The sequence below is a fragment of the Mesorhizobium sp. BR1-1-2 genome, assembly GCF_020165435.1.
Taxonomy (GTDB): Bacteria; Pseudomonadota; Alphaproteobacteria; order Rhizobiales; family Rhizobiaceae; genus Mesorhizobium.
On the sequence record NZ_JAIUID010000014.1, the window covers coordinates 123,582 to 134,253 of the forward strand.

10 protein-coding genes are annotated in these 10,672 nt (G+C 63.1%); 3 read left to right on the forward strand and 7 right to left on the reverse strand.

The window, feature by feature from the left end:
- The first annotated feature begins 65 nt into the window (after positions 1-65).
- Positions 66-926, forward strand: coding sequence for a DUF3313 domain-containing protein (locus LB551_RS24620; protein ID WP_224660720.1), 861 nt, complete (start codon positions 66-68; stop codon positions 924-926).
- A gap of 57 nt (positions 927-983) precedes the next feature.
- Here LB551_RS24620 and clpA read toward each other — a convergent pair whose 3' ends face one another.
- The 3 genes from clpA to LB551_RS24635 all read right to left on the reverse strand — a co-directional run bounded on the left by clpA (position 984) and on the right by LB551_RS24635 (position 4,387).
- A complete protein-coding gene (gene clpA, locus LB551_RS24625) occupies positions 984-3,452 on the reverse strand; it encodes an ATP-dependent Clp protease ATP-binding subunit ClpA (RefSeq protein WP_140548333.1) in 2,469 nt (822 codons plus the stop codon).
- Between the two features lie 6 nt (positions 3,453-3,458).
- Entirely contained in the window at positions 3,459-3,788 is a 330-nt protein-coding gene (clpS, locus tag LB551_RS24630; RefSeq protein WP_027051901.1) for an ATP-dependent Clp protease adapter ClpS, read from the reverse strand.
- 269 nt (positions 3,789-4,057) lie between these two features.
- Complete coding sequence (locus LB551_RS24635) at positions 4,058-4,387, reverse strand: phasin family protein (RefSeq protein ID WP_140498728.1); 330 nt, start codon at positions 4,385-4,387, stop codon at positions 4,058-4,060.
- A gap of 279 nt (positions 4,388-4,666) precedes the next feature.
- On the opposite strand from LB551_RS24635, the gene LB551_RS24640 reads away from it, so the two are divergent.
- Complete coding sequence (locus tag LB551_RS24640) at positions 4,667-6,100, forward strand: D-alanyl-D-alanine carboxypeptidase (RefSeq protein WP_224660711.1); 1,434 nt, start codon at positions 4,667-4,669, stop codon at positions 6,098-6,100.
- 47 nt (positions 6,101-6,147) lie between these two features.
- Here LB551_RS24640 and LB551_RS24645 read toward each other — a convergent pair whose 3' ends face one another.
- The 3 genes from LB551_RS24645 to LB551_RS24655 form a co-directional block, all read right to left on the reverse strand.
- Positions 6,148-6,846, reverse strand: a complete 699-nt coding sequence (locus tag LB551_RS24645) for a DnaJ domain-containing protein (protein ID WP_224660712.1) — start codon at positions 6,844-6,846, stop codon at positions 6,148-6,150.
- Between the two features lie 353 nt (positions 6,847-7,199).
- Complete coding sequence (locus tag LB551_RS24650; RefSeq protein WP_224660713.1) at positions 7,200-7,637, reverse strand: DUF1489 family protein; 438 nt, start codon at positions 7,635-7,637, stop codon at positions 7,200-7,202.
- Between the two features lie 69 nt (positions 7,638-7,706).
- On the reverse strand, positions 7,707-9,110 hold the full coding sequence (locus tag LB551_RS24655) for an L-serine ammonia-lyase (protein ID WP_224660714.1): 1,404 nt from the start codon (positions 9,108-9,110) through the stop codon (positions 7,707-7,709).
- Between the two features lie 177 nt (positions 9,111-9,287).
- Here LB551_RS24655 and LB551_RS24660 point away from each other — a divergent pair, with 177 nt between their 5' ends.
- Positions 9,288-10,007 (forward strand): DUF599 domain-containing protein, encoded by a 720-nt coding sequence (locus LB551_RS24660; RefSeq protein WP_224660715.1) that lies wholly within the window; start codon positions 9,288-9,290, stop codon positions 10,005-10,007.
- Here LB551_RS24660 and LB551_RS24665 read toward each other — a convergent pair.
- The coding region (locus LB551_RS24665; protein ID WP_224660716.1) for a YdcF family protein at positions 9,980-10,672 on the reverse strand (693 nt) is incomplete at its 5' end. The two genes, LB551_RS24660 and LB551_RS24665, sit on opposite strands and share 28 nt — an antisense overlap.

Below are 10,672 nucleotides of genomic sequence, written 5' to 3' on the forward strand. Positions count from 1 at the left end.
CCCGACGACCAATGCTCAACACTGTAACACCTAGACCACGCGCCGCGGCCACGTGGTCGGCCCGGATGCTGCGATTGAAGATTGCTTGTATCGGGCTGTCTCTGGCGCTTGCCGGTTGCAGTTCCGTTCCCCTCAAGGAGGCAGGAACCTTGACCTCCTACAATCAGCTCGGCCCGGCAAAGGGCAAGTTCAACAAATCACGTACGTTCGTGGATGCCAAAGCACTGGGGAGCATCAGATCCGTCAGCATCTCGCCGACCGTTTTTTCCCCGAGCGCCGCCTTCCGTGTCAAGGAGGCTCGGGATCGCGCTCTGGTTCTCAACGCACTCGACCGGGCTATGTGCGTCGCGCTGAGCGACAAATACCAGGTGGTCCCTGCCGGCCAGCCTTCGGATCTGACCGTCAAGACCGTGATCGCCGACCTGGTGCCTACGGACAAGATCACTGCGGGCGTCTCCAAGGCGGTTTCTCTGGGCAGCAGCGCCGTGCTGCCGGTTTCCATTCCGCGCCTTCCCCTGGGTTTTGGAGGGCTCGCGGTCGAGGCGGAGGCACTTGACCGGAACGGCACGCAACGCGCAGCCATGGTCTGGTCCCGCGGAGCGAACTCCTTTACCACCGAGGCCAGGGTCTCAGAGATCGGCGATGCGTACAGTCTGGGCGCTATTTTCGGAAACGACTTTTCGCGCATGCTCGTCACCGGCAAGGCGCCATCGGGATGGCATATCTCGATACCGTCGGGTCAACGCATAAAATCGTTCCTCGGCGGCAAGCCGAAATACGCGGCCTGCGAGGTCTTTGGCCGCGCGCCCGGGCTGTTCGGCATGGTCGGCGCCAAGGTGGGAGCACCACCGTCCTGGACGGACAAATCGGCCAAAACCCGCCCGACGTCGCTTGCTGTCCAGGGGCCGCCGGCAACGCTTCAGTGATCGTCCTGCCCCAACAAAAAAGCCCCGTTTCCGGGGCTTTTTTCGAGGGAGTGACTATCAGCTCTTGCGCGGCAGTTGCGGCACCAGGCTGCGCTTGCCGCCGTCCTTGCCCTTGGGCTCGGGTTTCTGCGCGACGGCCTTCTTGGCTGCCGGCTTCTTGGCCGCTGCCTTGCGCGGCTTGGGGGCGTCTTCCGGTTCTTCCTTCTTGGGCTTCACCGGTGCCTCGTCGGCGAGCGATTCGAGCTTCAGGCCGGTCTCGCCGGTTTCCTTCTTCTCGACGCTGACGCGCACCGTGCCGCCCTTCTTGAGCTTGCCGAACAACACTTCGTCTGCCAGCGGCTTCTTGATGTGCTCCTGGATGACGCGGCCGAGAGGACGCGCACCCATGCGCTCGTCATAGCCCTTGTCGGCGAGCCAGGCGATCGCCTCCGGCGATAGGTCGAAGGTGACGCCACGCTCGGAGAGCTGGGCCTCCAGTTGCATGACGAACTTCTGCACCACCTGATGGATGACCGGCACCGGCAGCGAGCCGAACGGGATGATCGCATCGAGACGGTTGCGGAACTCCGGCGTGAACAGCCGGTTGATCGCCTCGACATCGTCGCCTTCGCGCTTGGTCGAACCGAAGCCGATCGCCGCGCGCTGCGCATCCGACGCGCCCGCATTGGTGGTCATGATCAGGATCACATTGCGGAAGTCGATCTGCTTGCCGTTGTGGTCGGTCAGCTTGCCATGGTCCATCACCTGCAACAGGATGTTGAACAGGTCCGGATGTGCCTTCTCGACCTCGTCCAGCAGCAGCACGCAATGCGGATGCTGGTCGACGCCGTCGGTCAAAAGGCCGCCCTGATCGAAGCCGACATAGCCGGGAGGCGCGCCGATCAACCGCGATACGGTGTGGCGTTCCATGTATTCCGACATGTCGAAACGGATCAGCTCGACCCCGAGCGACGCAGCCAATTGCTTGGCGACTTCGGTCTTGCCGACGCCGGTCGGACCCGAGAACAGGTAAGAGCCGATCGGCTTCTCCGGTTCGCGCAGGCCGGCACGCGCCAGCTTGATCGCCGAGGTCAGCGCGGTGATGGCGGTGTCCTGGCCGTAGACGACGCGCTTCAGCTCGATGTCGAGCCCCTGCAGCACCTTCTCGTCGTCGGCCGAAACAGTCTTCGGCGGGATGCGCGCCATGGTGGCGATCGTCGCTTCGATCTCCTTGATGCCGATGGTCTTCTTGCGCTTGGCCTCCGGCACCAGCATCTGCGAGGCGCCGGTCTCGTCGATCACGTCGATCGCCTTGTCCGGCAACTTGCGGTCGTTGATGTAGCGCGCCGACAGCTCAACCGAAGCCTTGATGGCTTCCGTCGTGTAGCGGACCTTGTGGAACTCCTCGAAATAGGGCTTCAGACCCTTCATGATCTCGATGGCGTCCTCGATGGTCGGCTCGTTGACGTCGATCTTCTGGAAGCGACGTACGAGCGCGCGGTCCTTCTCGAAGAACTGGCGGAACTCCTTGTAGGTGGTCGAACCAATGCAGCGGATCGCCCCCGAAGACAGTGCCGGCTTCAACAGGTTCGACGCATCCATGGCGCCGCCCGACGTCGCACCAGCGCCAATGACGGTGTGGATCTCGTCGATGAACAGCACAGCGCCCGGATAATCCTCGAGCTCCTTGACGACCTGCTTCAGCCGCTCCTCGAAATCGCCGCGATAGCGCGTGCCGGCCAAAAGCGTGCCCATGTCGAGCGCGAAGATGGTGGCGTTGTGCAAAACCTCCGGAACATCACCTTCGACGATGCGCTTGGCGAGGCCCTCGGCGATCGCCGTCTTGCCGACGCCGGGATCGCCGACATAGAGCGGATTGTTCTTGGAGCGGCGGCACAGCACCTGGATGGTGCGGTTGATCTCGGACTCGCGCCCGATCAGCGGATCGATCTTGCCGGCCTTGGCCTTGTTGTTGAGATTGACGCAATAAGCGGTCAGCGCGTCCTGCTGCTGCTTTTTCTTGCCACCTTCCTCTTGCGGCTCGGCGCCGTTCGCGCCGCCCTGCTCGTCATCGGCCCCGCGCGGCGAACGCGTCTCCGACGCGCCCGGACGCTTGGCGATGCCGTGCGAGATGTAGTTGACCGCGTCGTAACGGGTCATCTGCTGTTCCTGCAGGAAATAGGCGGCATGGCTCTCGCGTTCGGCGAAGATGGCGACGAGCACGTTGGCGCCCGACACTTCCTCGCGGCCAGACGATTGCACATGGATCACCGCGCGCTGAATGACGCGCTGGAAGCCGGCGGTCGGCTTGGAATCCTCGTCATAGCCGGTGACCAGATTGTCGAGCTCGGTGTCGATATAGGTGAGAACAGTGTGCTTCAACTCGTCGAGATCGACATTGCAGGCGCGCATGACGGCGGCGGCCTCGGTGTCGTCGATCAGGGCGAGCAGCAGATGCTCAAGGGTTGCATATTCATGGTGCCGCTCGTTGGCGAGCGTCAGCGCTTGGTGAAGCGCCTTTTCCAGGCCTTGGGAGAAAGCCGGCATGTTACCTCACTTCTTCTCCATCACGCATTGCAGCGGATGCTGATTTTGTCGGGCGAAATCCATGACCTGGGACACTTTGGTCTCGGCCACCTCGAATGTATAGACCCCGCACTCGCCCACTCCATGATTGTGAACATGAAGCATGATGCGTGTGGCGGCTTCGCGGTCCTTCTGGAAAAAACGCTCCAGCACGTGAACCACGAACTCCATCGGTGTGTAGTCGTCGTTCAGGATGAGGACCCGATAGAGGCTGGGTTTCTTGGTCTTGGTCTTTGTGCGCGTGATGACCGCCGTGCCGCGGCCGGCCTCATTGCCGTCGCCGCTGCCGTTCTGCATCCGTGCCCTGGTGGCAGTCAAACCGATCGTCACGTAATCCTGCCTCTTTCGAATCCTCATGCGAGTTCGACATGTAGGTGTTCGATGGACGATTTTAAGCCCTTCTGGTTAGCTGACAATATGGCTAGGTGCCCAACTTGGCGGATTTTCGCAATCGTGAAGGCGAGCCAGGCCCCTGATCGGAAATTGACACGAAAAAACCCGGCCGCGCTTGCGCGGCCGGGCTCTGTCTGGGCCCAATGGGCCAAATCTCGGTACTGCCGGACGAATTATTTCGCCTTGGCAACGATCGATTCGAACGGCTTATAGGCTTCCTTGGCGAGTTCGGCATAGAGGTCGCCGATCTTGGTGGCCTCGGCGACGAACGCCTCATAGGACTGCTTGGCATAGTCGGACTGGACCTCGATCGCCTTGTCGAGCGACTTGGCCGAGACAATCTTCTCGAAAGCGGCGCTGCCGGCCTCGAAGCTCTTCTTGGTGTATTCGCCGGCCTCGGCCGCAATTGCCTGCGCGCCCTTGGACAAGGAGGCAAAGCTCTTCAATCCGGTGTCGGCGAACTCTTTGCCGTATTTGCTGAAGTCCTCGTAGGTCTGCGTCATTTCAATTCTCCCTGGACGGTTGATGCGCCCTGCCCCGAGCGCCTTGTGCAATGCACCCGAATATATTGTGCGGCGCACAAAAGTCAAGAAATCGCCTGCTTCTGTCAAGCCGGCGGGGGCAATGGCTAAAATTCGAATAAAGAGAGGATCAAACCACCAGAAAATGGTGAACGCGGCGGTTACCATAAACGGATTGGTAACGCTGGCTCGATAGCTTGCCGGAAGCGAGGCAGTCCCTTTGCCGCCTCCAGCGCAACAAGAAATTCAAAGGAACTATCAGTGCGTCAGGCGTTGTCGGGCATCGTTTCCAAATCCGTGTCCCCTTTCAAAACGATCATGATCATCGCCGTGGCGATGACCATCGTCGTTGCAGGAGCGGCCTCGTCGCTCGCCGCGAAGTCCGCGGCCATCGTGGTCGACGCCAAGACCGGCAAGGTGCTCTACTCCTCGGATGCCAACGCCCGGCGTTATCCCGCCTCGCTCACCAAGATGATGACGCTTTATTTGACTTTCGAGGCTCTGGCCAAGGGCAAGATCAGCCGGAACTCGCCGGTCGTCTTCTCGGCTCATGCCGCGGCAGAGCCGCCGACGAAGCTTGGCGTGAAGCCGGGCGGGTCGGTGGCGGTCGAGACCGCCATCCTGTCGATGGTGACCAAATCGGCCAATGATTCGGCCACCGCGCTCGGCGAAATGCTCGGCGGCAACGAGACCAACTTCGCCCGTATGATGACTGCCAAGGCGCGGCAGCTCGGTATGAACGGTACCGTGTTCCGCAACGCCAACGGCTTGCCCGATCCCGGCCAGTTCACCACTGCGCGCGACATGGCAACGCTCGGCATCGCGCTGCGCGAACATTTCCCGCAATATTACGGCTATTTCTCGCAGCGCTCCTTCCTCTATGGCCGCCAGCGCATCAACGGCCACAACCGCCTGCTTGGACGCATCAAGGGCGTCGACGGCATCAAGACCGGTTACACCCGCGCTTCGGGCTTCAACCTGGTTTCGTCGGTTTCCGACGGCAACCGTCGCATTGTCGGCGTGGTCATGGGCGGCACCTCGGGCAGCAGTCGCGACAATCAGATGGCGGCCCTGATCAACACTTATCTGCCGCGGGCATCGACCCGGGGCGGCGGCGATCTGGTCGCCAAGGCCGACAGCGGCAACCCGGTGACGGCATTGGCCAAGGTGCTGTTGCCCAAGCACGACGCACCGACTCCGGACGAGAAGCCGGTGGCGGTGGCAAGCGCCGATGACGCGGCCGAAGCCGTTGCCGACGACGCGGCGGTTGCCCAGGGCGACAGCGATGACGCCGACGATACCGCAGCCGCAGAACCCAAACTGGTTGTTCCGGCAAAGAAAGTGAAGACGGTTATCGTCTCCGCCCCCAAGGTCGCCACGGCACAGGTGGTGTCCGCTTATGCCGAGCCCGCGCCGGCCGTCGACCCGGTCAACACCGCGTCGGTGCCGTCGGGTTGGGCCATTCAGGTCGCCTCGTCGCCGAAACAGTCCGAGGCCCAGGCCTTCCTCGACAAGACCACCAAGCAGGCGCCGAAGGTGCTGGCTGATGCCTCCGGCTTCACCGTCGCCTTCGACAAGGACGGCGTCACCTACTACCGCGCCCGCTTCGGCGGCTTCGGCTCCAAGACCGCTGCCTGGAAGGCCTGCACCGCCCTGAAGAAGAAGAAAATCGAGTGCTACGCCGTCCAGCAGTAGGGACGGCGTGGAAGATATCTCCCGGAAAATTTCTGCGTCGAAGGAGACTAATCGTGATTGGAGAGCAAGACGTCCTTGGCTTCGTTGATCCGCGCCGCCAGGAAAGACGTGCCGCCGATATCGGGGTGCAGGCGCTGCATCAGGCGGCGGTGCGCCTTGCGGACATCCGCCGCGGCGGCCCCCGCTTCAAGACCAAGGACCTTGTAGGCCTCCTCCTTAGTCATGGCGCCCGGACCTGGCGCAATACCCAGCCCTTCGCCACCGTGCGCCTCAGCGTTTTTGCGCCAGACGGGAAATCTGCCGTCAAGATACGTCTCTAGCAGTTGCCGGCTCTCCGGGTCGCCGGAGAGTTCGCGAAACAGCTGCAGCAATTCGGCTCTGCCCATCGCACCAAGCATCTTGCCTTCATGGCGGCCTGCCAGCACAAGGCCTTCAAGGCCGCCTGTATCGTGATCGAGGTCCATTTCCAGCGCCGCTGTGCGTACGGTCGAGCGTCTCCGCGCCGGCATCGCGGCTCGCCGGTTCAGCCGCATCGAGCCGTACCAGGCAATCGCTGCGAGCAGGATGATACCGCCAAGACCGCCGCGCCCGACCAGCAGCACGGCGCCGCCGACCAATGCCAGCAAAACCGGCCCAACCTTCCTCATTTCGCCCGCAAGCCTGCTCGGGTCGGCTCGCACGAAAGCCGTTGCCAGGCCCATCAGCACCAGCAGCAATGCGACGACAGCGATGATCGCGCCCATCATGTTCGACTGCCCCGCAAATGGCCGGCGATCAGCGGTATTTCCAGACTATTCCTGAACATGCGCAAGCCGCCACCGTGCGCAGTTCCTGCGCCGCAATCATGACCTTGCGCAACGCATGGTCCGCATCCCACCACGCCGCGGCGCGATGTGGTGGGCGCGGATGCGTCAGATATCGAAACCGGATGGTTCCTGTCGCTCATGGTTTTCAAGATGTGGCGTTGTCGCGACGCTTGCAAGTCCAACGGACAGCAACATTGAGGGCCAGCAACCGCAGTCCGCCTATGCGGGCCGACCATGCCGCCAGATTGCCCGGAAGCAAGCCCATGGGCTGCTCGGAACAAGCCGATGGTGATTCAAAGCAGGCCCAGATCGGCGAGCTCGCGCCGGAGTTTCGGCGGCATTTCGACCTGCCCCGGCTTGCCCTTGCCGAGATCGGCAGGTGCATCCGATGGTTTTAGATAGCGCCAGCCCTGAAAGGCGCGGCGCGGCTGCCAGTCGGTGCGCACCACTTGCGGATCCAGCATCAGATGGCAGCGGCCGATGCCCTCGTCATCGGTGAACGGCCGGATCTCGGTGATCAACTGGCGGCATTGGACGCTGCCCTTGATCACCCAGTAGAGCGAGCCGCCGTCGATAATCTCATCGCCACGCGTCGGCACCATGCGGGTGGTGTGCCAATGCTCGGTTGGTTCGCCGGAACGGCGCCGCTCGTCGAGGCGGAACGCGATCCATTCTTCGAGATCCTCGACGCTGTCGCAGCCGACGCAGAGCTTTAGGAGGTTGAGAGCCATCGCCCAAGATTTAATCCGTCGTACGGATGCGTCAACGGCCTGAGCAAGTTCTCCACAGTGCCAGCGGGCTCAACACTCCACCACATTGACCGCCAGCCCGCCGAGGCTGGTCTCCTTGTACTTCTCGTTCATGTCGAGGCCGGTCTGGCGCATCGTCTCGATCGCCGCATCCAGCGGCACGAAATGGGTGCCGTCGCCCTTGATGGCAAGCGAGGCGGCCGTCACCGCCTTGACAGCGCCCAGCGCGTTGCGCTCGATGCAAGGCACCTGCACCAGCCCGCCGACCGGATCGCAGGTCATGCCCAGATGATGCTCCAGCGCGATCTCGGCGGCGTTCTCGACCTGTTCGGGCGTGCCGCCCATGACGGCGCACAGCCCGGCAGCGGCCATAGCCGAAGCGGAGCCGACCTCGCCCTGGCAGCCGACTTCGGCGCCGGAGATGGACGCATTGGACTTGATGATGCCGCCCACGGCGGCTGCCGTGAGCAGGAAGTCGCGAATGCTGGGCTGGTCGGCCTCGGGATGGAAATGCAGCCAGTAGCGCAGTACTGCCGGCAACGTGCCGGCCGCGCCGTTGGTCGGCGCGGTGACGACGCGCCCGCCGGCCGCATTCTCCTCGTTGACCGCCATGGCATAGATCGACAGCCAGTCATTGGCGAGCAGCGGATTGGGCCGGTTCTGCTGCCACTGCTCCTGCAGCTTGTCGTGCAATTGCCTGGCCCGGCGGCGCACCTTCAGCCCGCCCGGCATGATGCCGTCCTGCGACAAGCCGCGGTCGATGCAGCCTTTCATGGCACCCCAGATGGCGTCGAGGCCGGCGTCGAGCTCCTCGCGCGACATTTGTGTTTCCTCGTTGACCCGCTTCATCTCGGCAATGGAAAGGCCGCTTTTGCCCGCCATCTTCAGCATTTCGAGGGCGTTCTTGAAGGGATAAGGGACTTTCCTGCCCTCGGTCGTCGCCGAACCCTTGGCTTTCATGCGCTGCAGCTCTTCTTCCGAAACCACGAAGCCGCCGCCAATCGAATAATAGATGCGCTTGAGCAGCAGGCGGTCGCCGGCGTCATAGGCATAAAACGCCATGCCGTTGGCGTGGCCGGGGAGCGGAGTCTTGCGATCGAGCACCAGATCGCTGGCCGGATTGAAACGGTAGGAAGGATGACCGGGCGGTGAAACCAGCTTGTCGGCGGTGATGCGAGCGACAATGTCGTCCGCCTGATCAGGGTCGACCGTCTGCGGCGTCTGGCCGGCAAGGCCGAGAATGACGGCACGGTCACTGCCATGGCCGATGCCCGTATAGGCGAGCGAGCCGTGCAGGCTGGCGCCGATGCGAGCAACCTTGGCGCCGGCCGGACGCGGCCAGTCGTCTCCGGCGATCTCGTCGAGGAAACGGCGGGCGGCCGTCATCGGTCCCATCGTGTGCGAACTCGATGGTCCGATGCCGATCTTGAACAGGTCGAAAACCGAAAGGAACACGCGCCGCAAATCTCCCGAAGCCGCTCTGGGACTACATATAGGAACTCCTGCGATGTTTCCGCTGTTTTGAACGGCGCGGCGCAGCGCCTGCCGACCTTGTTTGCTCCGGCAGCGACATGACCGTCGCTGCCGGCGGACGATCGAAGCAATCGGGCTGGATGTGATAGATTTCCGCCTATGGGCGATTCCCTCGATCTTTCGACAGCCGATCTCGCGGCGTTGGCGTTCTTTCTCATTGCGTGGATTCTGCATACCCTCGCCTCGGACGGCGTGCTCGTCAGCCGCATGTCGCTGACAACGGCGATGAATGCGCAGCGGCAAGCCTGGATGCGCAGGATGGCCGAGCGTGAGATCCGCATCGTCGACACAGCCATCATGGGCGGCCTGCAGCAAGGCACCGCCTTCTTCGCCTCTAGCTCCCTGATCGCGCTTGGCGGCTGCTTTGCCTTGCTCGGTGCCTCGGACCGCGTCCTCGAGGTGTTGAGCACACTGCCTCTGGGCGGCGCCCCGTCGCGCCCGGCTTTTCAGATCAAGGTGCTGGGACTGGTGCTGATCCTGGCGTTTTCGTTCTTCAAGTTCGGCTGGGCCTACCGGCTGTTCAACTATTGCTCGATCCTGATCGGCGCGGTGCCGATCCCGCATGGCGAAGCGTCTCGCAACCCGGTCACCGAGACGGCGGTGTGGAGGGCGGCGCAGATGAACATGCTTGCAGGCAAGCATTTCAACTCCGGCCTGCGCGGCGTGTTCTTTTCGATCGGCTATCTCGGCTGGTTCGTCGATCCGGTGGTGTTCGTGCTGTCGACGCTTCTGCTCCTGGCCGTTCTGGTGCGACGCCAGTTCTTCTCGGCGGCGCGCCGCGCCGTGATCGGTCAGCCGCCGGGTGCGGGAAAAGGCTGATCGATGCGGCCGGACAGCCAATAGGCGAACAGCCCGATCCATTCGCGCATCGCCATGGTCGTGGCCTGCAGCGAATCGGCTGGATTGTCGCGGAACAGGCCGATGCCTTCACGCCCCGACGTCCGATAGTCGACCGGCCACGGAACCGTGGCGAAGCCGGCCTTGTCGAACAGCGCCTTGGCGCGTGGCATATGGTAGGCCGAGGTGACCAGCAGCCAGGTTTCGCCCGGCTTCGGCGCTATCAAAGCCTTGGTGAAGACGGCATTCTCGTAGGTGTTGCGCGATTTGCCCTCGAGGATGAGGCGTTCCGGCGCCACGCCAAGCGCGCCGAGCAGGCGCGGCGCGGTAGCGGCATCGCCCTCGGCGTCGAGGAACAATTCGCCATTGCCGCCCGAGACGACCACCTTGGCATCGGGAAAGCGCCGCGCCAATACGGCGGTCTCCACCATCCGGTCGCCGCCACTGTTCAATTCATAACCGCCGCGCGCCAGGTTGATCGCGCCTTCGAAGCCGCCGCCGAGCACGACGATGCCATCGACCTTTTGCGGCAGCGGCGGGCGTGGAAAGCGTTCCTCCAGCGGGTCGAGCATCATGGCGCCGAGCGACGTCCAGGCCGAAAGCGCCAGAATCAGAAACGCCAGCCCGCCGCCCCCCGCCGGCCCCCC